Raw genomic sequence first — 24,228 nt, forward strand, 5'->3', positions numbered from 1 at the left:
AACTCCCATGCGATTCAAACGACCGCAGCTGCGCTACGCCGACACACCGCAACCTGCCACTCCGTACCAAGCCGCAGGCCAGGTGTGGGACGAGCGTATCGGCTCGGCCCGCGTGCAGGCAAAGAACTGGCGTTTCATGGCACTGGGCTGCCTCACCTTGGCCGTGCTGATGGCGGGCGGCCTGGTCTGGCGTTCCGCGCAGTCCATCGTGACGCCCTACGTGGTGGAGGTGGACAACGCGGGCCAGGTGCGCGCGGTCGGCGAGGCCGCCACGCCATATCGACCCAACGATGCGCAGATGGCCTATCACCTGGGCCGCTTCATCGGGCTGGTGCGCTCGCTGTCCATCGACTCCATCGTCGTGCGGCAGAACTGGCTCGATGCCTACAACTACACCACGGACAAGGGTGCCGTGGCGCTCAACGAGTACGCCCGCGTGAACGATCCGTTCGCGCGCATCGGCAAGGAGTCGGTGACGGTGCAGATCAGCAGCGTGACCCGCGCCAGCGACCAGTCGTTCAACGTGCGCTGGACGGAGACGCGCTTTGTGAACGGTGCGCTGGATCGCACCGAACGCTGGAACGCAGTGGTTTCCATCGTGCAGCAGACCCCTCGCACCGAGCAGCGGCTGCGCAAGAACCCCCTGGGCATCTACGTCAACGGGCTGTCGTGGAGCCGTGAGCTGGAAGGAAACGAAGGAGCAAAACCATGAATGATCTTTTGCGTAAATCCGCCTTGCCGGCGATCCTGCTGGCATCCACCGTCCTGTTTGCAGGCTGCGCTTCGCAGGGCAAGCCGCCGCCGGCCATCTCGCTCGATGAGCCGGTGCAGGCCCAGCCGCTGCCGGAGCCACCCAAGCCGGTGGAGGTGGTCACGGTGCCCCAGCCGCTCGCGCTGCCGTCGCAGCTGAAGCCGCTGCCCGAAGGTGAAGAAGCCAAGCCTGCGCCAGAGCCTGCCGACGAAAAGGTGCGCGTGTCGCGTGCCAATGCCGAGGCCCGTGTGGCGCCCACGCGCGAGGGCTACGTCAATGCGATCCAGGTGTGGCCCTTCACCGATGGCGCGCTGTACCAGGTCTATGCAGCCGTGGGCCGCGTGACGGTGGTTTCGCTGCAACCGGGCGAGGAACTGGTGACGGTGGCCGCTGGCGATACCGTGCGCTGGATCGTTGGGGACACATCGAGCGGCAGCGGTGATGCGTTGCGCGTCAACGTGATGGTCAAGCCCATCCGCTCGGGCCTCAAGACCAATCTGGTCGTCACTACCAGCCGGCGCACCTATCTGCTGGAGCTGACCTCGACTGAGAAGACATGGATGGCTTCGGTGTCCTGGGAGTACCCCAAGGACAAGATGCTGGCCCTGCAGCGCCAGGCGCAGGCGGCCAGCACTGCCGCTTCGGTCGATACTGGCCTGTCGCTGGAGAAGATCCGTTTCCGCTACGCAGTCAGCGGCAGCAATCCGCCGTGGAAGCCGCTGCGCGCCTTCGATGACGGCGAGAAGGTCTACATCCAGTTCCCGCCGGGCATCGCCCAGGGCGAACTGCCGCCGCTGTTCGTGATCGGTGCGCAGGGCGATGGGCAGTTGGTGAACTACCGCTTCCGCTCGCCGTACTACATCGTCGATCGCCTGTTCGGCGCGGCCGAGCTGCGCCTGGGTGGCGGCAAGGGCACTGAAGGCGACGTGGTGCGGATTGAGCGCACGGATGGTGCTTCGAGTGGCACGCGGAGGAACTGACCATGAGCCAGGACGATTCTCCTGACCTTGCGCCGCAGGCGGGCAAGGTGGCACCCGAGGCGGTGGCGCTGCGCGCGCAGCCGCGTCCGGTCACGCGCCTGAACCGACGCACGCTGGCCATCCTCACCGGCGGCCTGTCGGTTGCCGTGCTCGGAGCCACGATCTGGTCATTGCAGCCGCACCGGCGCAATGCAGGCGAGCAGACCGAGCTGTACAACGTAGATCGTGTCTCTAAGTCCGAAGGGCTGGACGGCCTGCCTTCGGACTATTCCAAACTGCCCGCGAAGGTGCCCGAGCTGGGGCCGCCGCTGCCGGGCGATCTCGGCCCGGCGATCGTGAAGTCGCAGCAGCCGGCGACGCCCACCTATGCGCCGCCGGGCAACGACCCGGATGATGCACGGCGCAAGGAGGCCGATGCCGCAGCGGCTTCGTCGGTATTCTTCCGCTCGGGCACGCCCGGCAAGACGAGTGCGCCAGCGACCGCGCAAGTCGCCGCCGCCGGTTCGGCATCGACCTTGGCGGGGTTCGATCCTCTGGCTGCCGGGCCGGCCTCGACGGCGGCCCAACCCACCGACCCCACCGCTGCGCAGAACCGGCAAGACCAGAAAGAGGCTTTCCTGAAAGGCGGTTCTACGGAAACCCTCAATTCCGGCAATCTGCAGATGCCAGCCTCGCCGTACCAGGTCATGGCTGGGACCGTGATCGCGGGTGCGCTGGTGACGGGTATCAAGTCCGATCTTCCGGGCGACGTGATCGCCACCGTGACGGAGCCGGTCTATGACACGGCCACGGGCAAGTTCCTGCTGATCCCGCAGGGCTCGCGCATCCTGGGCAAGTACAACAGCCAAGTGAGCTACGGGCAAAGCCGCGTGCAGGTGGTGTGGAACCGCATCATCCTGCCCGACACGTCGTCGCTGAAGCTCGACAACCTCGCGGGCACCGATCCTGCCGGCTACGCCGGCCTGGAGGATGGCGTCGATTGGCACTGGGATCGCGTCTTCGCGGGCGCGGCGCTGACCACGTTGCTGGGCGTGGGCGCCGAGTTGGCCGCGCCGCAGAACCGGCAGGACGGCAACCGCGTCATCATCGCCGGGCGCGACAGCCTGCAGGACAGCGTGAACCAGGTCGGCCAGGAGATGACCCGGCGCAACATGAACATCCAGCCCACCCTGACCGAGCGGCCGGGCCTGCCGGTGCGCATCATCGCCAACCGCGACCTCGTCTTGCGTCCGTACCAGCCCTTGTTCTTCAACCGGGGAGCCGCGAAATGAACACCTCCAAGAAACTGCGGCTGGGGCCGCTGCCCAAGACCGAGGCCACGAAGCTCACGTTCTCTTGCCCGACCAGTCTGAAGGCTGAACTCGACCGCTATGCCGCGCTGCACGCACAGACCTACGGCGAGGCGGCCGATGCGGCCACGCTGATCCCGCACATGCTAGAGGCGTTCATGGCGGGGGACCGGGGCTTTAGGCGGGTGGATGCCAAGCGCAAAGCGCAGAAGAGCCTGCCGGCGCACACGCCTGGCTGAACTTGCTAAGATGGCACCATGCACGGGTAGGTGCTGGCCGTCCGCAATGGCAAAGTTCACTCACTACCAATGGCGATTTCCATTGGAATCTTGGTCGGATTCCTACTGAGCGGACCCTAGGAGTCTTCGATTGAGAAACCAATGAAGATGAACACCATCACATGGGCCGATCTGGCCCGCCTCAAGAAGGCCGCCAAGGCGGCCAAAGCCACACTCCCCGACCTGACGCATATGCAACGGCTCAATGCCGTTGCCGCGGCCGAGTATGGAGTGCGCCACTTCCACGAGCTGGAGAAGCGCTACGAAGCGCAATTGGCCAGCCACGTGGACATGGACGGCGGTGCGCACCACTGCCGCTTCTGCTCCTTCACCTTTGATGGAAGGCTGCCCGCTGACATCAAGGCGCACAGCGAGCGGCATCAGCTCTTCGAGGAAGCGCAGGCGACGCTGGGCTTCGTGCCCATGCCGTACAAGGAGCGCGAGCAGGTCAAGCGCACCGGGTACGACTGGATGCGTTCGCCCGACCAGGGAACTCAGCGCCAAGGTGCGCTGGCTGTTCTGCTGTCCCACTTCGAGCGTTCGATGGAGCGCGCCGTTGACGGTGGGCGCTGGCACAAGCACCCGTACTTCGTGGAGTACCTGGCGTATGCGCTGCCCGGCGCTGCCTTTGTCCCTGAGTCGATCCGGCAGCGGCTCGCCAACGAGTTCGGCGAGCAGCCTGGGGTCATTCTGACCGGTTCGACGGACTGGCCGTCGCAGGCCGCCGTCAAGGTGACCCGTTCGACCCCAGATGCCGCTGCCTCTGTGCGGCTTCGCGAAAGCGTGTCGCAGGCGGCGAAAACTGCCGCAGAGGCGTCGATCGCTGCCTGACTGGTTCCTCCACGGAGGGGGAAACCCCCTCCAGAGCATGACGGTGTTTGCCACCGCCATGCTCCCATGTGGCACCTAGCCCACGCAGGCCAACCACCAAAGAGTGACCGATCCAGGCCTAACTGCCTGTGGCGTAAGGGGTTTTAGGCCGGTGCAGGTCCACAGCGGGGACTTGACATCGGACATTTTTCATGGGCGCGTGGCGGCTTCGCTGCGGGTGCCATCTTGGTGCGGGGTGCACCCCGCACGGTACGGACGCCCTGTTTCGGGTCGCCGGTCTTGCGCATGTGGCATGTCAACATTGCATATATTCATGCAAACATTGTGAAAAGTTGTTCACAATCCGGGCAACAAGGACCTTTTATGACCACAACCATTCTTCGTCGCACCCTGATTGCCTGCGGTGCTGCCATGCTGGCAGCCGGCCCCGCGTTTGCGGATGACGCCGCTTCCTTCCCCAACAAGCCCGTGACCATCGTCGTGGGTTACCCCGCGGGCGGTTCGACCGACCTGGTGGGCCGTCTGGTGGCCAACGAAATCGAAAAGCACCTGGGCCAGACCGTGGTGGTCGAGAACCTGGGCGGCGCCGGTGGCGCCATTGGTGCACAGAAGGTGGCCAGCGCCAAGCCCGACGGCTACACGCTGCTGGTGGGCGCGAACAACGAAATCGCCATCGCCAACCAGATCAACAAGGCCGTGAAGTACAAGATCAGCGACTTCACACCCATCGGCATGGTGGCGTCGCAGCCCATGGTGCTGGTGGCTTCCAAGAAGGCCGGCGTGAAGACCGCCGCCGAGTTCGTCAAGGCCGTCAAGGCCAACCCCGGCAAGTTCAGCTACGGTTCGTCGGGCGTGGGCACGGCCCTGCACCTGGCCGGTGAAATGATGAAGGACCAGGGCAAGATCGACATGCAGCACGTGCCTTACCGCGGCGTGCCTGCGCTGACGAACGACGTGCTGGGCGACAACATCGAGTACGGTGTGTTCGTGCTGTCCTCGGGCCTGCCGCTGATCAAGGCCGGCAAGGTGACCCCCATCGGCACCACCGAAGCCAAGCGCTACGCGGCCACCCCCGACATTCCTGCCCTGGCGGAAACGCCCGAGTTCAAGCATGTGGACATCAACTCCTGGTTCGCCATGATGGCCCCCGCCAACCTGCCCGCGCCCATCGCGGCCAAGCTGAAGGCGGCGCTGGACAAGACCATGGCCTCGCCCGAGTTCCGCAAGAAGATGGAAGACGCCGGCGCGTCCGTGATGGACAGCAAGCTGGATGCGGGCAAGTACATCAACGGCGAAATCGCCAAGTACAAGAAGATCATCGACGTCGCGAAGATTGAGCTGTAAGCCGGCTGCGCAGGCCTGCCCTGAGCCCACCCCAAAGCCCGTCCGGTTAGCGCCGGACGGGCTTTTTTTTATGTTGGTTTATCAAAAAGGGAGCTGCTAGCGCTTGTCTGATAAGGGTTGCAGGTCTGAAAGCGCTGGAAAGGCTTGCAGAGCCTGCGCTACCTGCTCTGCTTTGTGGGTCAGCGCTCGCGCTGCAGGCGTGCCGGCTCCAGCGCGGCCAGGTCCACGCCCTCGTCCAGCAGGCTGGGGTCGATGGGCTCGTCCAGCAGCAGGTTGCGCGCCAGCAGGCTGTAGGCGGCGGCACTCTGGATGCCGTAGCCGCCCTGGGCGGCCACCCAGAACAGGCCGGGGACCTCGTCGTCCCAGCCGATCACCATCTCGCCATCGGCGACGAAGGAGCGCAGCCCCGCCCAGGTGTGCGAGGGGCGGCGGATGCGCAGCGTGGTGGCCTGCTCGATGTTCCAGATGCCGGTGGCGATGTCCTCCTCCTCGGGCTGTACATCGTGGGGGTAGGTGGCGTCGGCATTCGCCGGGGAACCCAGCAGCTGCCCGGCATCGGGCTTGAAGTAGAAGCTCTCGTCCGCGCTGATGACGGCCGGCCAGTGCGCGGCCTCCATCCCCTCGGGTGCGGGGAAGGTGAAGGCGCTGCGGCGCGCCGGCACCAGGCCGATGGCGCGGGCCCCGGCCAGCTCGCCCAGGCCATCGGCCCAGGCGCCGGCGGCATTCACCAGCGCGTGGGTTTGCAGCTGGCGCCCGTCGGCCAGCGTGACCGTCCAGCGGCTGGCGAACACGTCGTGCTGCAGGCCGGTGACCTCGGCCTGGCACCAGACCTGGCCGCCCTGCTGGCGCAGGCCACGCAGAAAGCCCTGGTGCAGTGCGTGGACCTCGATGTCGCGCGCGCCATCGTCCACAAAGCCATCGACGATGCTGGCGTTCAGCACCGGCACCAGGGCGCGTAGCGCATCGCCGTCCAGGCGCTGGGCGCCCGGGGAGTGGCGCACCGCCTCGGCATAGGCGCTATCGATCAGCGGTTTTTGCGCGGCCGTGGCCACGTACATCACGCCACGCGGGTGCAGCAGCGGCACATCGCTGAAACCGGGGGGCGGGGCCTCGTAGAAGGCGCGGCTGGCACGCGTCAGCGCCTGCACCTGGGGGGGGCCGTAATGCTCTTCGAACAAGGCCGCCGAGCGGCCCGTGGTGTGATAACCGGGCTGGGTTTCGCGCTCCAGCACCAGCACGCGCTGGCCCGCCTGTGCCAGCTGCCAGGCCGTGCTGGCCCCGGCCATGCCGGCGCCAATCACCACGATGTCCCATTGCTGGGCCTGCATATTGCTAGTTGCTTCGCTCATGCCTGCAACGATACGCGGGTTCTGGCCCTTGTGAAGGGGTGGTGGCGACGGCCCAGGGGTTTCCCGGGCGGTGTTTTGCTTGATCTGTGTCAATTTTGGATGCAAGCCTCCACTTTTTTGCCCGCCGGATCGCTGCGCTGACAGGCTTACTGCGGATACTTGCTTCACCAACTTTTTTCGAGCCGGTGTGGGCGCTGACTGTGCGGACAGCAGTGGCTGTATCGCAATTTGCTATGACCTCTGTGCTGCATCGCATGCGCTTGTCCCACAAGCTGCTGATTCTGGGTTTGGTGGCGCTGGTGATGGTGGCGCTGCCGCTGTCGCTGTATGTGACCGATGTGCTGGGCAATCTGCGCCACGCGCGCAGCGAGGCCACCGGCATGCCGCCCATGATGGCCGTCAATGCCGCCGTGCAGCAGTTGCAGGTGCACCGCGGCACGGCCGCCGGCATGCTGGGCGGCGACGCCACCATGGCCGCCCGCCGCGACGCGGTGCGCGAGACGGTCCACCAGCGCCTGGCGCAGGCCCAGCAGGCCCTGGCACAGGCCGAGGCGCCGCCCGAACTGCGCCAGCAACTGGACCAGCTGGTCCAGCGCTGGAAGACGCTGGAGCAGGCGGTGGCCAGCCGCAGCATCCGCGGCCCCGACAGCATGGCGCAGCACACCCAGCTGGTGGTGCAGCTGTTGCTGCTCAACGAAGCGCTGCTGCACACCTATGCCCTGAACACCACGGCCCGCGATGACAGCCAGGCCATGATCCAGGCGCTGCTGACCCAGGCCCCGCTGCTCAGTGAAAGCCTGGGGCTGCTGCGTGGGCAGGGCGCCGGCTTCCTGGCCCAGGGCACGTTGCCACCGGAAAACCGCGGCAGTCTGCGCGCCCTGCACCAGCGGGTGGCGGACCTGCAAGCGTCCGTGGGCCGCTCGCTGGAGCGCGCCATGCAGCTCAACCCCCGTTACCGCCAGGTGCTGGAGGCGCCGTGGGGCCAGGCCCAGCAGTTGGGCAGTGACAGCCTGAAGATGGCGGCCGACCAGTTGATCAATGCGCCGCAGCTGTCCCTGGCTGCGCCGACCTTTTTTGACGCACTGACGCGCAGCATCGAGGCCGTGAATGGGCTGGCCGTGGGCGGCACCGAGGCCTTGACCGACGCCCTGCGCGCCGAGGAGCGCCGCTTGCGCCAGCAACTGACCGCGATGCTGGCGCTGATGGCGGCGGGCCTGGCCGGCGGGCTGTGGCTGGCCGTGGTGTTCGTGCGCTCCATCACCCAGCCGCTGCACCAGGCGGTGGCCATGGCCCAGGCCGTGGCCCAGGGGGACCTGAGTGGTGAAGACCACGCCGTGGGCAGCAACGAGGTGGGTGAATTGCTGCAGGCGCAGCAGGCCATGCGCGCGCACCTGCGTCCCATGGTGGCCCAGGTGCGCCGGGGGGCGGACAGCGTGGCCCTGGCCAGCGCCGAAATTGCCCAGGGCAACCTGGACCTGTCCAGCCGCACCGAAAGCCAGGCCAGCGCGCTGGAGGAAACCGCCGCCTCGATGGAACAGCTCAGTGCCACCGTGCGCCACAATGCCGACAACGCGCGCGAGGCCAGCCACCTGGCGCATTCGGCCCGCGATGTGGCGGTGCAGGGCGGCGCGGTGGTGGGCCAGGTGGTGCAGACCATGCAGGGCATCCACGACAGCAGCCGCCAGATTGCCGACATCATCGGCGTCATCGACGGCATCGCCTTCCAGACCAACATCCTGGCGCTGAACGCCGCGGTGGAAGCGGCGCGCGCGGGCGAGCAGGGCCGTGGTTTTGCCGTGGTGGCCAGCGAAGTGCGCAGCCTGGCGCAGCGCAGCGCGGATGCGGCCAAGCAGATCAAGCAACTGATCGAGGCCAGCGTGGCGCGCGTGGGCGAGGGCAATGTGCTGGTGCAAAAGGCCGGTGACACCATGGACGATGTGGTGGCCGCCATCCAGAAGGTGAACGACATCGTCGCCGCCATCAGCAGCGCCAGCCAGCAACAGGCCAGCGGCGTGGCCCAGGTGGGCGAAGCGGTGCAGCAGATGGACCAGGCCACGCAGCAAAATGCCGCCCTGGTGGAAGAGATGGCCGCCGCCGCCAACAGCCTGAACCTGCAGGGGCAGGAACTGGTGCAGGCGGTGTCCCTGTTCCGGTGGGACGGCGCCCCCGCCGCGCAGGCCGTGGCCGTGCCGCACGGGCGGTCGGCCCGCAGCCCGTCACTGGCCCTGGCCTGAGGCGCGTGACCTGTCCCCCTCAAGGAGCTGCGGCTCCTTTTTTCATGCTTTGAATTTATGGAGAGCGCACAACGCTTGCCAGTACTGGCTTTGGCTTTGAAAAGTGCGTGAAACTCTGTAACGGTCAGCGTTGATTGCTATGCAATACGATAGCGGCGTGCATCACCTTGGTGCAAGGTGGGCGTGGCCGGGTGTGCGGTGTTGTTTAGACCCAGCATAAATGTTAACCCTTGTCAGAAATAGACCGACCAACGGCCTGAACAGGGTCAGGCCTGTAGCCTATGTCCCTTCGCAATCGCTTTGCGCGAGTCGCACGATATTCTGTTGTTTCCAGCGTTCTACGCGCACATAGAAGTTTTTTGGCCAGAGTTATGGATTTTTCTGCAGGTGTTCGGGCAAGCCGGTTGGTGGCTGCTAGAGGGTTTACGCTGATTGAGTTGATGATCGTGGTGGCGCTGGTGGCCATCCTGGCGGCCGTGGCCATGCCCATGTACAGCCAGTACATGGCCAAGAGCCAGGCGCGTGCCGCGTCGGCCGATCTGGTGGCGCTGAGCCTGGTGCTGGAGAACCGGTTCCAGAAGACCCTGGTCTACCCCACCTACGCGAACGCGCTGGTCCCGCGGACCGTGGCGGCCCGTGAAGGCAGCATGCAGACCGACTTCAGCGCCTGGGTGCCGACGCAAGGGGAGTTGTTTGATTACCGGGTGACCTCGGACAGCACGACCTACACCCTGACGGCGACGCGCAAGAGTGGCGCCTGCACCTTGAGCCTCGATGCCAACAACGTGCGCAATGCGGCCAGCGCGTGCCCGGCCCTGGGTGCATGGTGAGCGGTCGCCCAGGCCTGTCGGCCCAGGCGGGTCTGACCTTGATCGAGCTGATGGTCACGCTGACGGTCATGGCCTTCCTACTGCTGCTTGGCGTCTCGCTGGGCGGTGACTGGGTCAACGGATCGCGCACCCAACAGGCCCGCAGCGATCTGGAGCAGGGGTGGGGGGTGGCCAAGGCCCTGGCGCTGCGCAACCCCTGCCAGACGCATGAAGGCCAGGCCGCGGCCGTGCTGACGCTGGAACACCTGGCGGGCGCCGGTTATCGGTTGCTGGTGGAGGCGGCGCAGGGCAGTGCCACATGCAACTACCTGTCCAGCCGCACCGTGCCCACGTGGTCGGCACAGTTGCCGGCCGGGGTCCAGGTGCTGGTTGATGGCGCGGCCCTGTCCGAAGGCGCGCAACACAGCTGGGGCATCGACAACCGCGGGTTGCCGGTCGGTGCGACCGGCGCTTCCCTGGTCGTGCAAAGAGGGGGGGCTCAGAACGATGAGACGATCCAGTGGTACTGAGCGCCGACAGCAGCGTGGCGAGATGCTGCTGGAGGCTTTGGTGGGCATGGTCTTGCTGGGCGTGCTGGGGTTGGGGTTGTCGTACGCGACGGCGCGCATCCTGGCGCAGCAGCGCTATGCCAATACGCAGGATCTGGCCCTGGGGCAGATGCGCTTTGCCCTGGAGTCGCAGGGCTTGCAGGCCCTGTGCGGTGGGGCGGTGGGGCCGTTGCAGATCGGTGCGGCGCAACTGACACCGACGCTGCAGTGCCAGACCCAGTCGGTGAGCGTGACGGTGCCCGCTGGCGGCGGCTTGCCCGCGATGAGCGCACCCATCACCTCGGTTGTGACGCAGCTGCGCTACGCCACCCCCGGCAGTGATGCGCAGGCGACGCAGTTGCTGGGCCAGGTCAGCGTGGTGATCCAGCAATGAGGCGCGGGGCCGGTTGCCGCATGCGGCGCCCGCGCGGCGTGACGCTGATCAGCCTGCTGGTGGGGCTGGCCATTTCCATGCTCGTCATCCTGGCGGCGCTGTCGCTGTTCCAGCGCATGGTCAAGACCACGGTGAATGCCCGCCAGGACGCCCAATCCAATGCGCAGCGCAACGCCAGCTTCGTGTCGGCTGGATTGATCCTGCAGTCGGCCGGCTTTGGGATTGCGGATGCCGTCTGGGGCACGCATGGCATGGTGCTCAAGGACCTGGCATGGGATGCGGAGCACCAGCGGCTGACTGGCCAGAACAGTGCCGATGGTCAGGGCAATGCCGTGGTGTGGAGCGACAACATCACCGGGGCATCGCAGTGCCGGGTGCTGTGGGCCCCGGCACAAGGCGGTGGCTTGCGCCTGCTGGGGCCGGTGGCCTGCGCCAATGTGACGGCCTGGTCCAGCCTGGCATGGGGTACGCCGCGCAGTCTGGACCGTGTGCCGCAGGGCGCCATCACCCTGGCGCAAAGCACGGCGACCTGTGCACCGTTCGGCATCGGGCCGGCCACGGAACAGGTTCGCCTGACGTTCAGTGCAACCAGCAGCAGCGGCCAGGTGCTGCACACCAGCATCTGTCTGGCGAATATGAGGGCATCGTGATGGAAGTACGGGCATGGGGTGGGCACAAGCCCGGGCAGCGAGCATCTGCGCGGGGTCACAGGCCAGGGCATGCCGGCAGGCAGCAGGGTGTGGCCACCGTGTTGCTGTTGTTGCTGGTCGGGCTGACGCTGACAGTCATGGTGCTGGGCTCGTCGGCGTACTTGCGCCAGCAGCAGGTCTATACCCTGAGCAACCACGCCCAGACGCAGGCGCAGCTCAAGGCCTGGACCGGCGCGGAGCTGGTGCGCCAGTACCTGCAGCATGTCCGGCAGCAGGGCCAGTGGACCCAGTTGATGGGGGCCACGTTCCCGCAGACGCTGACTTTGCAGGGCGAAGGCGTCGACGGTGTGGTCGAGGCGCAGCTCACGGCCGTGAACACGACGGCCAAGACCGTGACCGCGCAGATCGTGGGCATGACCGCGCAAGGGTCTCCGGCCGAGGCGCGGGTGGGCCTGGAAGTCGTCTATGCCCTGCCCGGCAGTGGTGGCAATGGCGAGGAGGGCACGGGCGGCAACGGTGGCACACCGGCACAGCCCGACCATCGGGTGATCACGTTCAGCCGCAACCTGAAGCTGGGGGGCAGCATCAATGTGCTGCAGGATGCGGGGGCCGAGGCCTATGAGATTTCGGTGATCGGCGATGTCTCCACCGACGGCAACTCCATCACCGGGGTGAAGAAGATCACTTCGACCGGTTCGATCCGGATCGGCAGCGGCTCCTCCTTCGATGAGCTGCACGCGAACTGCGACGTGTTCATTGACGGCAGCGTGACGGCCAAGACGATCAACGCCCGCCGCAATGCCTGCGTGCTGGGCGGGGCCAGCGTGCCGGGCGTGTTGCGGGCCAACGGTTCGGCCAAGCTGGAGTCCGGGGTGTCGCAGAACGGCGAGGTGTACGCCCGGGTCAATCCCGAGGACGTGGGCGCCTGTGCGGCCCCCGGTTACAGCCCGCCCTGGAATTCCGCCGCCGCGTCCACCTGTGCGGCGCCGGCGGTGCGGGGGGTTGACCTGAGTGCCGGCAGTGCCGGCGCGCGCCAGGTGCAGACGGCGGGCGATGTCACGCTGGCTTCGGGTACGGTGACCGCACTGACGGCCCAGGGCAAGCTGACGGTCAACAGCGATGCGACGGTGGCAGGGGGGCGCGTCGGTGGCACTGTGAGCAAACCCAACTGGAACAACAAGATCAATGTCCAGGTCACCAGTGGATTGGTGGTCGATGTGTCGGCGGTGGCCAAGGTGGAGGTGGCGAAGGAGACCTTCAATGCGAACGATGTGCGCCACCTGGCGAACTATGTGTTCTTCGTGAATGCGGCCGGTTCCAAGAAAGTGGTGGTGCGCCACGTGGCCGGCATTCAGGATGGCGAATACTTCCTGGCGGACTATGACAGCGGGCCTTACAAGGATCGTCTGTGCACCAAGGTGACGGGGAGTGGGTCTTCCGTGCGCTGCGCCGATCCCCTGCCCGCTCAGTCCATCACGCTGTGCAAGGGCTATTCGGAGTACAACAGCTGCTTTGCCTTCAACAGCAAAACCCAGACGTGGTCCATCAACGGCACCAGTGCCGCGCCCGGCATCGCGTGGTTCCAGGGCAATCTGGAGGTGGGCAATGGCGTGTACTACAACACCTTCATTGCCAGCAGCAACATCACCACAGCCGGTGGCACCAGCGTCTACGCCCCGAATTACGCCGGCTACAGCGGCCGGGTGGATGGCGTGCAGTATGCGCCGACCGGGGTGTGCGAGAACAGCTACTTTCCGGGGCTGTACCCCACGGACCTGTGCGACAAGGCCGGAGCCAAGTACCTGCAGACTGGCCTGGAAGGCCTAGGCAATTACGCGATGCTGGCAGGCAGCCGCAGCGATGAGAACTATGCGGATCTGGCCAGCTATGTCGGCGGCAACATCACGCTGGGTTCTTCGGCCTACATCTATGGCAGCGTCAAGGCCGGCAACGAATTCACCAGCGGCGGCAGCACCACGGTGCATGGCTATGTCACCGCCCTGGCGCAGGGTACGGCGGCCAAGAATTCCATGGGAGGCAGCACCACCTTCGATCTGCGCAACCTGCCCAAAACCATGGACCCGGGCGGGGGCAAGCCCGGCACCCCGGGCACGGGCGGCGAGTCCACGGACCCCAACGCCCAGGTGCAGGTCCAGTGGTCGCGCTATCTGTAGCCACTGGTGGAGTAGGCCGCGTAGCTGGGCGAGGGCCAGCTAGGCCGCCATCGGCCTAGCGCTGGCGGAGGGCGGACTCAGCGCGAGGCCGCCTGGAGGTAGCTGGCCAGGTAGCGGGCGGTGTGGCTGCCGGCATGCTGCGCCACCTGCTCGGGCGTGCCCGTGGCCACCACCTGGCCGCCGCCGGTGCCGCCTTCGGGGCCCATGTCGATGATCCAGTCCGCGGTCTTGATCACGTCCAGGTTGTGCTCGATCACCACGATGGTGTTGCCCGCATCGCGCAGCTGGTGCAGCACGTTGAGCAGCAGCTGCACATCGGCAAAGTGCAGGCCAGTGGTGGGTTCGTCCAGGATGTAGAGCGTGCGCCCCGTGTCGCGCTTGGACAGCTCCAGCGCCAGCTTGACGCGCTGGGCCTCGCCGCCCGACAGGGTGGTGGCGCTCTGCCCGATGCGGATGTAGCCCAGGCCCACGTCCAGCAGGGTCTGCAGCTTGCGCGCGATGCTGGGCACGTCCTGGAAGAAGCTGCGCGCCTCTTCCACCGTCATGCCCAGCACGTCGGCGATGTGCTTGCCCTTCCATTGCACTTCCAGGGTTTCGCGGTTGTAGCGCTGGCCGTGGCAGACGTCGCAGGGTACGTAGACATCGGGCAGAAAGTGCATTTCCACCTTGATCATGCCGTCGCCCTGGCAGGCCTCGCAGCGCCCGCCGGCCACGTTGAAGGAAAAGCGCCCCGGGCCATAGCCGCGTTCGCGCGCGGTGGCGGTCTCGGCAAACAGGTCGCGGATCGGGGCGAACAGCCCGGTGTAGGTGGCGGGGTTGCTGCGCGGCGTGCGGCCGATGGGGGCCTGGTCCACGTTGATGACCTTGTCCAGGTGCTCCAGGCCTTCGAGCGCCTGGTGGGCACCGGGTTCGGTGCCGGCGCGGTGCAGCTGGTGCGCCACTTCGGCGTACAGCGTGTCGTTGACCAGGGTGCTCTTGCCGGAGCCAGACACGCCCGTCACGCAGGTGAACAGCCCGATCGGAAAGTCCACCGTCACGTCCTGCAGGTTGTGGCTGCGCGCACCCACCACGCGCAGGCTTTGCAGGGCGTGGTGATCGGGGGCGTTGCCGCTGCCGGGGATGGTCGGAAAGCCGCTGGCGGCAGGCGCCGCCGCCGTGTCGGCCGCCTTCACCGGCAGCCAGGGCGTGCGGCGCGGGGGCACGGCGATGCGCTTGGCACCGCTCAGGTACTGGCCGGTCGGGGACTGGGGCGTGGCCTTGACCTCGTCGAACGTGCCCTGGGCCATGATCTGGCCCCCGTGCACGCCGGCGCCCGGGCCCATGTCGATGATGCAGTCGGCCGCACGCATCATGTCTTCGTCGTGCTCCACCACGATCACGCTGTTGCCGATGTTGCGCAGGTGCTGCAGCGTGGCAATCAGGCGGTCGTTGTCGCGCTGGTGCAGGCCGATGCTGGGCTCGTCCAGCACGTACATCACGCCAGTCAGGCCGCTGCCGATCTGGCTGGCCAGGCGGATGCGCTGGGACTCACCGCCGGACAGGGTGTCGGCGCTGCGCTCCAGGCTCAGGTAGTTCAGGCCCACGTCCAAGAGAAAGCGCAGGCGCGAGGAGATTTCCTTGACGATCTTCTCGCCGATCTCGGCCTTGTTGCCCTGCAGCTGCAGGGTGCTGAACCACTGGTGGGCCTGGGCCAGGGTGGCGGCGTTGACTTCGTAGATGGCGCGGGCCTGATCGCCGTCGCCCACGCGCACATGGCGTGCCTCGCGGCGCAGGCGGCTGCCGTGGCAGTCGGGGCAGCTGCGCAGGCTGCGCAGGCGGGCCAGGTCGTCGCGCACGATCTGCGAATCGCTTTCGCGCAGGCGCCGCGCCATGTTGGGGATGACACCTTCGAACACATGCTCCACCACGGTGGGCTTGCCGTCGCCGTCGTAGGTGAAGGCCAGCTTCTCGGTGCCGGAGCCCCACAGCACGACCTGGCGCACGGTGGCCGGCCAGCTGTCGAACGGCGCCTCCACATCCTGGCCATAGTGTTGCGCAATGCTTTGCAGCAGGCTGAAGTAGGTGCTGTTGCGCCGGTCCCAACCGTGGATGGCGCCGTTGGCCAGGCTGATGGAAGGAAAGGGCACGACCTTGTCCGGGTCGAACTCCTCGCTGATGCCCAGGCCGTCGCAGGTGGGGCAGGCGCCCATCGGGGAGTTGAAGGAGAACAGGCGCGGCTCCAGCTCCTCCAGCGCATAGGTGCACAGCGGACAGGCAAAGCGGCTGCTGAAGACGTGCTCCTGGCCACTGTCCATGTCCATGGCCAGCACGCGGCCGCTGGCGGCATCGCCGCCGATGCGCAGCGCCGCCTCCAGGCTTTCGGCCAGGCGCTGCTGCAGGTCGGGGCGCACCTTGACGCGGTCCACCACCACGTCGATGTCGTGCTTGGCGTGCTTGTCCAGCACCGGCAGGTCGCTGGCCTCGCGCACGCTGCCGTTGATGCGAAAGCGGATGTAGCCCTGGGCCTGCATCTGCGTGAACAGCTCGGCGAATTCGCCCTTGCGCGCGCGTGCCACGGGGGCCAGCACCATCAGCCGGGTGCCTTCGGGCAGGGCCAGGATGGCGTCCACCATCTGGCTGATGGTCTGGGCCTGCAGGGGCAGATCGTGCTCGGGGCAGTAGGGCGTGCCGGCGCGGGCGAACAGCAGGCGCAGGTAGTCGTTGATCTCGGTGACCGTGCCCACGGTGGAGCGCGGGTTGTGGCTGGCGGCCTTCTGTTCGATGGCAATCGCCGGCGACAGGCCTTCGATCAGATCCACGTCCGGCTTGTCGAGCTGGCCCAGGAACTGGCGCGCATACGCCGACAGGCTCTCCACGTAGCGGCGCTGGCCCTCGGCGTACAAGGTGTCGAAGGCCAGGCTGGACTTGCCCGAGCCCGACAGACCGGTCACCACCACCAGCTGGTTGCGCGGGATGTCCAGGTCGATGTTCTTGAGGTTGTGCGTGCGTGCACCGCGGATGCTGATGCGCGTATGCCCAAGGGCCTGGCCCAGGTAGCGGCCGTCAGGGTCGGGCGCATCGGCAGGCGGGAAGGGAGTCAAGGCGGCAGTCACGTCAGGGCTGGGGTCCGAAGGGAAATCATCCATCATAGAGATTTGGCCCGCCCGGTGTGTGGCGGTCATCTGCCCAATCGCAGACAATAAGGACTTGTTGGAGCCGCTGTACCGGGGCTCCGTGCGCCGCGGATTGCGGCTTTTTTGTGCCGTTCCACCTTGGTTTTGTTGCGTGTCCCAGCCCCACACCGATACCCCCTCCACCTCGTCTGACACCGCCGTCGGCAGCACGATGACCCCGCTGGAGCGCCGCGCCAGCGCCAGCCTGGCGCTGATTTTTGCGCTGCGCATGCTGGGGCTGTTCCTGGTGCTGCCGGTGTTCGCGCTGGAGGCGGCCAAATACCCGGGCGGCCAGGACGCGGCCCTGGTGGGCCTGGCCATGGGCCTGTACGGGCTGACGCAGGCCGTGTTCCAGCTGCCGCTGGGTCTGGCCTCGGACCGCTGGGGCCGCAAGCGCGTCATCGTGGCCGGGCTGGCCGTGTTCGCGCTGGGCAGCCTGGTGGCCGCCCTGGCCGATTCCCTGCTCGGACTGATGGTCGGGCGGGCGCTGCAGGGCGCGGGCGCGGTGTCGGCCGCCGTGACGGCGCTGATGGCCGACCTGACGCGCGACAGCGTGCGCACCAAGGCCATGGCCCTGGTGGGCGGCTCCATCGGCCTGATGTTTGCGCTGGCCCTGGTGCTCAGCCCGCTGCTGGCGGCCTGGGGCGGGCTGCCCGGCATCTTCGGTCTGACCTTTGCGCTCACGCTGGCCGGCATTGCCGTGGTGCTGTGGGTGGTGCCGCCCGAGCCGGTCCGGCACGCGGACGCACCGCGCGGCAAGGCGTCCGAACTGTGGCAGCACCCCGATCTGCTGCGCCTGAACGCCGGCGTGTTCCTGCTGCACACCGTGCAGATGGCGATGTGGGTGGCCGTGCCGGCGCTGCTGGTGTCGGCCGGGCTGGCCAAGGACGTGCACTGGAAGCTGTACCTGCCGGCCGTGGTGCTGTCCTTCGTCGCCATGGGCGGCTTGTTTGCCCTGGAGCGGCGCGGCCGCCTGCGTGCCGCCCTGCTGGGCTCCATCGGTCTGATCCTGGTGGTGCAGATCGGCCTGGGGGCCGTGGCACAGGCGGTGCTGCCGGCCTCGCTGGCGCTGCTGGGCGGGCTGATGTTCCTGTTCTTCGTGGGCTTCAACGCGCTGGAGGCCAGCCAGCCCAGCCTGGTCTCGCGCATGGCGCCTGCGGCGCTGCGTGGCGCAGCCCTGGGGGCGTACAACACCCTGCAGTCGTTGGGGCTGTTTGCCGGGGGCTTCCTGGGCGGGGTGCTGGCCAAGTGGGGCGGCATGCCAGCCCTGTTCACGGCCACGGCGGCGCTGATGCTGCTGTGGCTGGTGATCACCTGGCCGCTGCAGCCGATCGGCCGCGCGGCGCGCTCGTGAAAAACGGAGCGCCTGGCGCTGGATTTGCATAGGCTTCAAAGCCAAAACACCTGCAAGTCGTTATGGATTGAGCGCAACCTGCTCTGTTTTTTTAGCGCCTGGCGCCGCATGTCCGCCCGCGACACAGGTGTTGTTTTGCGGCGCTGCACGGGGCGCGGCAGGTGCGGTATGCTGCCACCCTGCAGCCATACCGGGGGGTGCTGCACTCACTGATCTGGCGCGGGAACCTCCCCACTTTTTGCCCGCGCTACTTGCACAAAGGTATTCACCATGGCATCCGTCAACAAGGTCATCCTGGTCGGCAACTTGGGGCGTGACCCCGAAATGCGCACTTTCCCCAGCGGGGACCAGGTCGCCAACGTCACCATCGCCACCACCGACCGCTGGCGCGACAAGAACACCGGCGAGAACAAGGAATCCACCGAGTGGCACCGCGTGGTCTTCAACGGCCGCCTGGCCGAGATCGTCGGCCAGTACCTGCGAAAGGGCTCGCAGGTCTATGTGGAAGGCAGTCTGCGCACGCGCAAGTGGACCGACCAGGCCACCGGCCAGGAGCGCTACGCCACCGAAATCCGTGCCGACAGCATGCAGATGCTGGGCAGCCGCCAGGGCATGGGCGGCGGCAACCAGAACCAGGGCTATGGCGATGACGCCGGCTATGGCGACAACGGTGGCTATGAGGCCCAAGCCCCACGCCGCGCCCCAGCGCCCGCACCGCGCCAGGCCGCACCCCAGCAGCGCATGGCCCCGCCCGCGGCGGCCCCCGCGCCCATGGCACCACCGCTCCAGCGCGCGGCTTCCGGCTTTGACGACATGGACGACGACATTCCGTTCTGACCGGCCACAGCCTGATCGCACCACCCGCACGGTTCACCCGCTGCGGGTTTTTTTATGCCCGCAAGCAGGGGCCTAGAACTCGGATGCGGGCGCGGGGTTTGTGGGCCCCAGGCGCAGGTTTGGGCAGTTCTGGGCAGACTGCAAGGTTTTGGCTTTGTCTGCCTGTCCCATGCCTTCTTTCTATGCCAACCAATGGCGTCGCCTGTTGTCGAGTTTTTCCCCGCAGATCCGGTGCTTGGTGGCGGAGATGGCACAGGCCCACAACCAGGCGCTGGCCGAGCACTTTTACAGCGCCATGCTGGAAGACGAGGCCGCAGTGGGCCTGCTGTCGCACGAACAAGTGCATGCCCGCTTGATGGGGTCCATGCGCCAGTGGATTGCCCAGGTGCTGAGCGCGCAGCCGGAGGATGACCTGGAGCCCCTGGTGCAGCACCAGGTCAAGATCGGTGAAATCCATGCGCGCGTGGACGTGCCCGTGCACCTGGTGCTGCGCGGCGCGCGCCGGCTCAAGGACGGCTGGCACCACCTGCTGGCGCAGCACCATCCCGAGCAGCAGACGCTGGCCAGCCAGATGGTGGCCGCCGTGATCGACCACGCCATGGAGGCGATGTCGCAAGGCTATGCTGTGTCGCGCGACAGCAATTCGCGCACCAAGGAGGCGTACCGCCTGTTCTCCGTGACGCAGAACCTCACGACCGTGCGCGAGCAGCGGCGCGCCGAGCTGCTGGCCTGGGAGAACCAGTGCCTGTACCTGCACGCGCTGGGCGCGGAAAGCCAGCCGCTGAGCAGCCTAGCCTCGTCCAATTTCGGGCTGTGGTTCCGCCACAAAGGCGCTGACATGTTTCAGGGTGCACCGGCCGCGCAGAGCATTCTGGACGCCATCGAGCGCATCGACCAGGAGCTGCTGCCGGCCCTGATGGGTGCCAAAAGTGGCGAGGTGGCGCAGCCGCTGCTGCAGCTGCATGAGCAGGTCCGCCACATGGCCATGAACCTGGAGGCCTTGTTCACGCAGAACAGCGAACTGGATGCCGGGCGCGACGTGCTGACGCAACTGCTCAACCGCAAGTTCCTGCCCGTGGTGCTGTCCAAGGAGGTGTCCTATGCGCGCAAGAGCGCTGCCGCGTTCAGCGTGCTGACCATCGACATCGACTTCTTCAAGCAGATCAACGACCAGCATGGCCACGAGGGTGGCGACATGGTGCTGCAGCAAATGGCGGCCCTGCTGAGCCACAACATCCGCGGGGGGGACTACCTGTTCCGCCTGGGGGGCGAGGAGTTCCTGATGGTGCTGGTCGATACCGGCAGCGAAGGTGCGCAGCGCGTGGCCGAGAAGCTGCGCAAGCAGGTGGAGCAGGCGCGCTTCCAGTTGCCGCGCAACCAGACCCAGGGCGTCACCATCAGCGTGGGGGTGGCGACCTTCGACGGCCATCCCGACTACCAGCGCATCCTGCGCCAAAGCGATGCGGCGCTGTACCGCGCCAAGACCGCCGGCCGCAACTGCGTGCAGGTGGCCGAGCTGGAAGGCTGAGCCCGCCCGCCGCAGCCCGGCGCCTGTGGGCCGGGCTGCGGCGGCGGTGTTCAGGCGCGCAGGTTCAGCACGTCGAACATGTCGAACTGGCCCTGCGCCTGGGTGGCCAGGAAGCGCACGGCACGCAGGCTGCCTTCGGCATAGGTGGCGCGGCTGCTGGATTTGTGTGTGATCTCGATGCGCTCGCCCGTGCCGGCAAACAGCACGGTGTGGTCGCCCACGATGTCCCCGCCACGCACGGTCGCAAACCCGATGGTGTTTTCCTTGCGCTCCCCGGTGTGGCCAAAGCGCTCGTAGACAGCGCGGTCTTCCAGCTTGGTGCCCTGGGCTTCGGCAATCACTTCACCCATCTTGATGGCGGTGCCCGAGGGTGCATCTACCTTGTGCTTGTGGTGGGCTTCGACGATCTCGATGTCGTAGCCGGTATCCAGTGCCTTGGCGGCCATCTCCAGCAGCTTCAGGGTGACGTTGACGCCCACGCTCATGTTGGGCGCCAGCATGATGGCGGTCTTTTGCGCATAGGCGGCAATCCGGGCCTTTTGCGCATCGCTGAAACCGGTGGTGCCAATCACCACCTTGACGCCCAACTCGGCGCACACGGCCAAGTGCTCCAGGGTCCCTTCGGGGCGGGTGAAGTCGATCAGGAAATCAGCCTTGGACAGTGCACTGCGCAGGTCGCTTTCGATCAGCGCACCGCTGCTCTGGCCCAGAAAGGCGGCGGCATCGCTGCCCAGGGCCGGGCTGCCGGGCAGGTCCAGGGCCGCAGTCAGCATGCAGTCTTTGCTGTTCTGAATGGCCTCTACCAGCATGCGGCCCATGCGGCCAGATGCGCCTGCGACGGCGATGCGCAGGCGAGGGGGCGAAGAGGTGGCGGTCATAGCAATCCTGTCAGTGTGTCAAACGTGCAAAGCCGCTCCAGCGCCTGAGGCACCGAGCGGCCCGTGTGCAGCATGCCAAGGCGCATGTGCAGAGAAATTCAGTTGGCTTCCAGCGGGGGGTAGCTGCGCTGGGGTTGCGCGGTGTCGCGGGCGACAGCGTCCGGAGCCTTGGGCTTGGCGGCCGGGAACTTGGCCAGTTGCTCTTCGGAAGCCTGCAGGTTGGGCACCTTCAGCTTGCCGGTGGGCTTGCCCAGGGTGGCCACGAATTCGGATTCCGAGGGCATTTCATCGCCTTCGGCCCGCACAAAGCGTTCGCCTTCGAAGAAGACGTTCAGCTTGCGGTTCTGGGCTTCCACCCCCTGGCGCTGGATGGTGAACACATAGTCCCAGCGGTCGGCGTGAAAAACGCTGGTGACCAGGGGCGTGCCCAGGATTTCACGCACCTGCTGGCGGCTCATGCCAGGCTGCAGGGCCTGCACCTGCTCGCGCGAGACGAAATTGCCTTGCACCACTTCCACCTTATAGGGGGTGATGGAGCTCATGGCATTGCGGGTGGTTTCACTCACGCTGCTACATGCGGCCAGCAGCGAGACAAGAGACAGGGTCAGCGCCACCCGGAGGCGACAACGGGCGTGTACATGCATGGGTAATAAGCCAAGGATATGATCTGGCCCATTGTAGCGGCAGGTGCTGTCGGGGCTGGCGCGCAATCGCGCACCCGGTTTTGGGCCGTTTTGTTGTCAGGGGCAAGCTGTCGTAAGCTTGTGCCGCAACCCACTTTCAATTACGCCATGAAGAACATCGACGACCTCAAAAGCACAGGCCTGAAAGCGACGCTGCCGCGCCTGAAGATCTTGGAGATTTTCCAGGGTGGCAAGCAACGCCATATGACGGCCGAAGACGTGTTTCGCGTCCTGCTCGATGAGCGTTCGGACATTGGCTTGGCGACGGTCTACCGCGTACTGACCCAGTTCGAGCAGGCCGGCATCTTGCTGCGCAGCAATTTCGAAAGTGGCAAGGCGGTGTACGAGCTCAACGAGGGCCAGCACCACGACCATTTCGTCTGCACGGCGTGCGGCAAGGTGGAGGAGTTCTATGACCCCGAGATCGAGAAGCGCCAGCAGATGATTGCGGACCGCATGGGTTGGAGCATCCAGGATCACTCCATGTCGCTGTACGGCCAGTGCGCCGACTGCACGACCAAGGTGGGCAAGCGCTGAGCGCCGGCACGCCTGGCGTGCCCTGCTGCTGACTAGGCATCCTCGGGATGCCTTTTTTATGCCGCTTTACTGGGCGCCACGGCCCATGTCGCGTTCCATGGCCTTGCGGTGGCGTTCGACAAATTCCTGGTAGGTGTCGATGCCCCGCAACTGCAGGATGCTGTTGCGCACGGCGGCTTCCACCAGCACCGCAATGTTGCGGCCCGCGGTCACGGGAATCACCACCTTGCGCACCGGGATGCCCAGCACGTCCTGGGTCAGGGGCTCCTGGGGCAGGCGTTCGTACTCGCGCTCCATGGTTTCCTTGCGCACCAGGTGCACGATGAGCTTGAGGCGCATCTTGCGGCGCACGGCGGTCTCGCCAAAGATGGCGCGGATGTCCAGCAGGCCGATGCCGCGCACTTCCAGCAGGTTCTGCAGCAGCTCGGGGCACTTGCCCTCGATGGTGGTCTGGTTGATGCGGTACAGGTCGACGGCATCGTCGGCGACCAGGCCGTTGCCCCGTGTGATCAGCTCCAGGCCCAGCTCGCTCTTGCCCAGGCCGGACTCGCCGGTGATCATCACGCCCATGCCCAGGATGTCCATGAACACGCCGTGCATGGTGGTGCGGTCGGCAAAGTGCTTGGACAGGTAGGCGCGCAGCACGTCGATGACGAAGGCCGAGGCTTCGCGCGTGGCGAACATAGGGATTTGTGCCTGTTCGCACATGGTCAACAGGGCAGGGGGCGCTGCCTGGCCGTCGGCCAGCACCAGCACCGGGGGCTCCAGCTTGACGATGCGCGCAATGCGCCGTGCACAGTCTTCGGGGGTGGCGTTCTGCAGGTAGGCCACCTCACGTTCCCCTAGTACCTGCAGGCGGTAGGGGTGGATGTAGTTCAGGTAGCCGACCAGATCGGCACCGGAGCGCGCGGAGCGCACGGCCATCTCATCGAAGCGGCGTTCCGAGGCGCCCAGGCCGGCCAGCCATTCCCAACGCAGCGTGGTACGAAAAGCTTCGAAGAGCCGGTTGGCGTTGATGGCTTTGTGGCGCATGGCGGGGGCAGTGAAACCTTGCCGGCCCTCGCAGCAGGCAAGGTGGGGTTAGTTGGCAGCGGCGGATTGCCAGGTGGCAATCAGTTCGTGCAGGACCAGGGCGTCGTTGGCGCTCTTGAGCGACTCGCGCAGGCCGCTGTCGCTCAGCAGCTCGGCAATTTCCGACAGGATTTCCAGGTGCTGCTGGGTGGCGGCTTCGGGCACCAGCAGAAAGATCAGCAGCTGTACCGGTTGCTCATCGGGGGCGTCGAAGCCGATGGCGCGGGCCAGTTGGAACACCGCGGCCATCGGGGCCTTCAGGCCCTTGATGCGGCCGTGGGGGATGGCGACGCCATGGCCCAGTCCGGTGGAGCCCAGACGCTCCCGGGCGAACAGGCTGTCCGTGATCAGCGCGCGCGACAGGCCGTGCAGTCCTTCAAACAAAAGACCGGCTTCTTCAAAAGCGCGTTTTTTGCTGGTGGCATCAACGCTCACAAGCACTTGAGCGGGCGACAGGATGGAAGCTAGACGGTTCATGTTGTGAGGAATTATGCATCGCCCGGACCCAGAATGCTGGCTGGTGCGCCGGAGCAAAAAGGCCGCCAGTTGGCGGCCTG

General features: G+C 66.5%; 22 protein-coding genes. 16 read left to right on the top strand and 6 right to left on the bottom strand.

Annotation, left to right across the window (positions count from 1 at the left end; translation table 11 throughout):
• Window positions 1-7: 7 nt before the first annotated feature.
• From trbF to FYM52_RS04015, 6 genes are all read left to right on the top strand, one after another.
• Complete coding sequence (gene trbF, locus FYM52_RS03990; RefSeq protein ID WP_154163161.1) at window positions 8-712, top strand: conjugal transfer protein TrbF; 705 nt, start codon at window positions 8-10, stop codon at window positions 710-712.
• Window positions 709-1,731 (top strand): P-type conjugative transfer protein TrbG, encoded by a 1,023-nt coding sequence (trbG, locus tag FYM52_RS03995; protein WP_154163162.1) that lies wholly within the window; start codon window positions 709-711, stop codon window positions 1,729-1,731. The genes trbF and trbG overlap by 4 nt, the downstream gene beginning before the upstream one ends.
• A 2-nt stretch (window positions 1,732-1,733) precedes the next feature.
• The gene (locus FYM52_RS04000) at window positions 1,734-3,002 is read left to right on the top strand and encodes a TrbI/VirB10 family protein (RefSeq protein ID WP_154163163.1); all 1,269 of its coding nucleotides are present in this window, start codon (window positions 1,734-1,736) and stop codon (window positions 3,000-3,002) included.
• Complete coding sequence (locus tag FYM52_RS04005) at window positions 2,999-3,259, top strand: DUF2274 domain-containing protein (RefSeq protein ID WP_154163164.1); 261 nt, start codon at window positions 2,999-3,001, stop codon at window positions 3,257-3,259. The genes FYM52_RS04000 and FYM52_RS04005 overlap by 4 nt, the downstream gene beginning before the upstream one ends.
• A gap of 141 nt (window positions 3,260-3,400) precedes the next feature.
• Complete coding sequence (locus FYM52_RS04010; protein WP_154163165.1) at window positions 3,401-4,129, top strand: hypothetical protein; 729 nt, start codon at window positions 3,401-3,403, stop codon at window positions 4,127-4,129.
• Window positions 4,130-4,492: 363 nt separating this feature from the next.
• Window positions 4,493-5,473 carry a tripartite tricarboxylate transporter substrate binding protein gene (locus tag FYM52_RS04015; protein WP_154163166.1) on the top strand — a complete coding sequence of 327 codons (981 nt, stop codon included), beginning with the start codon at window positions 4,493-4,495 and terminating at the stop codon, window positions 5,471-5,473.
• Between the two features lie 179 nt (window positions 5,474-5,652).
• Here FYM52_RS04015 and FYM52_RS04020 read toward each other — a convergent pair whose 3' ends face one another.
• Entirely contained in the window at window positions 5,653-6,801 is a 1,149-nt protein-coding gene (locus tag FYM52_RS04020; RefSeq protein ID WP_154163202.1) for an FAD-binding oxidoreductase, read from the bottom strand.
• Between the two features lie 275 nt (window positions 6,802-7,076).
• Here FYM52_RS04020 and FYM52_RS04025 point away from each other — a divergent pair, with 275 nt between their 5' ends.
• From FYM52_RS04025 to FYM52_RS04050, 6 genes are all read left to right on the top strand, one after another.
• Entirely contained in the window at window positions 7,077-9,056 is a 1,980-nt protein-coding gene (locus FYM52_RS04025; RefSeq protein WP_238826106.1) for a methyl-accepting chemotaxis protein, read from the top strand.
• 440 nt (window positions 9,057-9,496) lie between these two features.
• Window positions 9,497-9,886 carry a type IV pilin protein gene (locus FYM52_RS04030; protein WP_279823940.1) on the top strand — a complete coding sequence of 130 codons (390 nt, stop codon included), beginning with the start codon at window positions 9,497-9,499 and terminating at the stop codon, window positions 9,884-9,886.
• Window positions 9,883-10,395 carry a type II secretion system protein gene (locus FYM52_RS04035; protein ID WP_162524647.1) on the top strand — a complete coding sequence of 171 codons (513 nt, stop codon included), beginning with the start codon at window positions 9,883-9,885 and terminating at the stop codon, window positions 10,393-10,395. Before FYM52_RS04030 ends, FYM52_RS04035 begins: the two co-directional genes overlap by 4 nt.
• Window positions 10,373-10,807: a hypothetical protein gene (locus FYM52_RS04040; protein WP_154163169.1), complete on the top strand. Its 435-nt coding sequence runs from the start codon at window positions 10,373-10,375 to the stop codon at window positions 10,805-10,807. The genes FYM52_RS04035 and FYM52_RS04040 overlap by 23 nt, the downstream gene beginning before the upstream one ends.
• A gap of 20 nt (window positions 10,808-10,827) precedes the next feature.
• A complete protein-coding gene (locus tag FYM52_RS04045) occupies window positions 10,828-11,457 on the top strand; it encodes a PilW family protein (protein WP_043378647.1) in 630 nt (209 codons plus the stop codon).
• Between the two features lie 89 nt (window positions 11,458-11,546).
• Window positions 11,547-13,631: a hypothetical protein gene (locus tag FYM52_RS04050; protein ID WP_154163171.1), complete on the top strand. Its 2,085-nt coding sequence runs from the start codon at window positions 11,547-11,549 to the stop codon at window positions 13,629-13,631.
• A gap of 77 nt (window positions 13,632-13,708) precedes the next feature.
• On the opposite strand, the gene uvrA is transcribed toward FYM52_RS04050, so the two are convergent.
• Window positions 13,709-16,756, bottom strand: coding sequence for an excinuclease ABC subunit UvrA (gene uvrA / locus FYM52_RS04055; RefSeq protein ID WP_154163172.1), 3,048 nt, complete (start codon window positions 16,754-16,756; stop codon window positions 13,709-13,711).
• Window positions 16,757-16,955: 199 nt separating this feature from the next.
• Between uvrA and FYM52_RS04060 the strand changes: the two genes are divergently transcribed.
• The 3 genes from FYM52_RS04060 (at window position 16,956) to FYM52_RS04070 (ending at window position 20,502) form a co-directional block, all read left to right on the top strand.
• Window positions 16,956-18,137 (top strand): MFS transporter, encoded by a 1,182-nt coding sequence (locus tag FYM52_RS04060; RefSeq protein WP_154163203.1) that lies wholly within the window; start codon window positions 16,956-16,958, stop codon window positions 18,135-18,137.
• A gap of 270 nt (window positions 18,138-18,407) precedes the next feature.
• Entirely contained in the window at window positions 18,408-18,974 is a 567-nt protein-coding gene (gene ssb / locus FYM52_RS04065; protein ID WP_154163173.1) for a single-stranded DNA-binding protein, read from the top strand.
• A 247-nt stretch (window positions 18,975-19,221) separates the two neighbouring features.
• On the top strand, window positions 19,222-20,502 hold the full coding sequence (locus FYM52_RS04070) for a diguanylate cyclase (RefSeq protein WP_238826107.1): 1,281 nt from the start codon (window positions 19,222-19,224) through the stop codon (window positions 20,500-20,502).
• A 50-nt stretch (window positions 20,503-20,552) separates the two neighbouring features.
• Here FYM52_RS04070 and dapB read toward each other — a convergent pair whose 3' ends face one another.
• Both dapB and FYM52_RS04080 read right to left on the bottom strand, forming a co-directional pair.
• Window positions 20,553-21,380, bottom strand: a complete 828-nt coding sequence (gene dapB / locus FYM52_RS04075) for a 4-hydroxy-tetrahydrodipicolinate reductase (protein ID WP_154163175.1) — start codon at window positions 21,378-21,380, stop codon at window positions 20,553-20,555.
• Window positions 21,381-21,478: 98 nt separating this feature from the next.
• Window positions 21,479-22,024 carry an outer membrane protein assembly factor BamE gene (locus FYM52_RS04080; protein WP_154163176.1) on the bottom strand — a complete coding sequence of 182 codons (546 nt, stop codon included), beginning with the start codon at window positions 22,022-22,024 and terminating at the stop codon, window positions 21,479-21,481.
• 147 nt (window positions 22,025-22,171) lie between these two features.
• Between FYM52_RS04080 and fur the strand changes: the two genes are divergently transcribed.
• Window positions 22,172-22,600: a ferric iron uptake transcriptional regulator gene (fur, locus tag FYM52_RS04085; protein WP_042415857.1), complete on the top strand. Its 429-nt coding sequence runs from the start codon at window positions 22,172-22,174 to the stop codon at window positions 22,598-22,600.
• A 66-nt stretch (window positions 22,601-22,666) separates the two neighbouring features.
• Here fur and hprK read toward each other — a convergent pair whose 3' ends face one another.
• Both hprK and FYM52_RS04095 read right to left on the bottom strand, forming a co-directional pair.
• Entirely contained in the window at window positions 22,667-23,632 is a 966-nt protein-coding gene (gene hprK / locus FYM52_RS04090) for an HPr(Ser) kinase/phosphatase (RefSeq protein ID WP_042415854.1), read from the bottom strand.
• A gap of 48 nt (window positions 23,633-23,680) precedes the next feature.
• Window positions 23,681-24,148, bottom strand: coding sequence for a PTS sugar transporter subunit IIA (locus tag FYM52_RS04095; protein WP_042415852.1), 468 nt, complete (start codon window positions 24,146-24,148; stop codon window positions 23,681-23,683).
• Between the last annotated feature and the right edge of the window lie 80 nt (window positions 24,149-24,228).

The sequence above is a fragment of the Comamonas sp. CAH-2 genome (genome assembly GCF_009668305.1).
Classification (GTDB): domain Bacteria; phylum Pseudomonadota; class Gammaproteobacteria; order Burkholderiales; family Burkholderiaceae_C; genus Comamonas; species Comamonas aquatica.

Excerpts from the sequence above, each read along its gene's own strand:
- FYM52_RS04070 (WP_238826107.1), top strand. The coding sequence starts at position 19,222 with ATGGCACAGGCCCACAACCAGGCGCTGGCCGAGCACTTTTACAGCGCC.
- trbF (WP_154163161.1), top strand. The coding sequence starts at position 8 with ATGCGATTCAAACGACCGCAGCTGCGCTACGCCGACACACCGCAACCT.
- trbG (WP_154163162.1), top strand. The coding sequence starts at position 709 with ATGAATGATCTTTTGCGTAAATCCGCCTTGCCGGCGATCCTGCTGGCA.
- FYM52_RS04020 (WP_154163202.1), bottom strand. The coding sequence starts at position 6,801 with ATGCAGGCCCAGCAATGGGACATCGTGGTGATTGGCGCCGGCATGGCC.
- FYM52_RS04080 (WP_154163176.1), bottom strand. The coding sequence starts at position 22,024 with ATGCATGTACACGCCCGTTGTCGCCTCCGGGTGGCGCTGACCCTGTCT.
- uvrA (WP_154163172.1), bottom strand. The coding sequence starts at position 16,756 with ATGGATGATTTCCCTTCGGACCCCAGCCCTGACGTGACTGCCGCCTTG.
- FYM52_RS04040 (WP_154163169.1), top strand. The coding sequence starts at position 10,373 with ATGAGACGATCCAGTGGTACTGAGCGCCGACAGCAGCGTGGCGAGATG.
- FYM52_RS04025 (WP_238826106.1), top strand. The coding sequence starts at position 7,077 with ATGCGCTTGTCCCACAAGCTGCTGATTCTGGGTTTGGTGGCGCTGGTG.
- FYM52_RS04005 (WP_154163164.1), top strand. The coding sequence starts at position 2,999 with ATGAACACCTCCAAGAAACTGCGGCTGGGGCCGCTGCCCAAGACCGAG.
- FYM52_RS04010 (WP_154163165.1), top strand. The coding sequence starts at position 3,401 with ATGAAGATGAACACCATCACATGGGCCGATCTGGCCCGCCTCAAGAAG.
- FYM52_RS04045 (WP_043378647.1), top strand. The coding sequence starts at position 10,828 with ATGCGGCGCCCGCGCGGCGTGACGCTGATCAGCCTGCTGGTGGGGCTG.
- FYM52_RS04015 (WP_154163166.1), top strand. The coding sequence starts at position 4,493 with ATGACCACAACCATTCTTCGTCGCACCCTGATTGCCTGCGGTGCTGCC.
- hprK (WP_042415854.1), bottom strand. The coding sequence starts at position 23,632 with ATGCGCCACAAAGCCATCAACGCCAACCGGCTCTTCGAAGCTTTTCGT.
- dapB (WP_154163175.1), bottom strand. The coding sequence starts at position 21,380 with ATGACCGCCACCTCTTCGCCCCCTCGCCTGCGCATCGCCGTCGCAGGC.
- FYM52_RS04060 (WP_154163203.1), top strand. The coding sequence starts at position 16,956 with ATGACCCCGCTGGAGCGCCGCGCCAGCGCCAGCCTGGCGCTGATTTTT.
- fur (WP_042415857.1), top strand. The coding sequence starts at position 22,172 with ATGAAGAACATCGACGACCTCAAAAGCACAGGCCTGAAAGCGACGCTG.
- FYM52_RS04030 (WP_279823940.1), top strand. The coding sequence starts at position 9,497 with ATGATCGTGGTGGCGCTGGTGGCCATCCTGGCGGCCGTGGCCATGCCC.
- ssb (WP_154163173.1), top strand. The coding sequence starts at position 18,408 with ATGGCATCCGTCAACAAGGTCATCCTGGTCGGCAACTTGGGGCGTGAC.
- FYM52_RS04095 (WP_042415852.1), bottom strand. The coding sequence starts at position 24,148 with ATGAACCGTCTAGCTTCCATCCTGTCGCCCGCTCAAGTGCTTGTGAGC.
- FYM52_RS04000 (WP_154163163.1), top strand. The coding sequence starts at position 1,734 with ATGAGCCAGGACGATTCTCCTGACCTTGCGCCGCAGGCGGGCAAGGTG.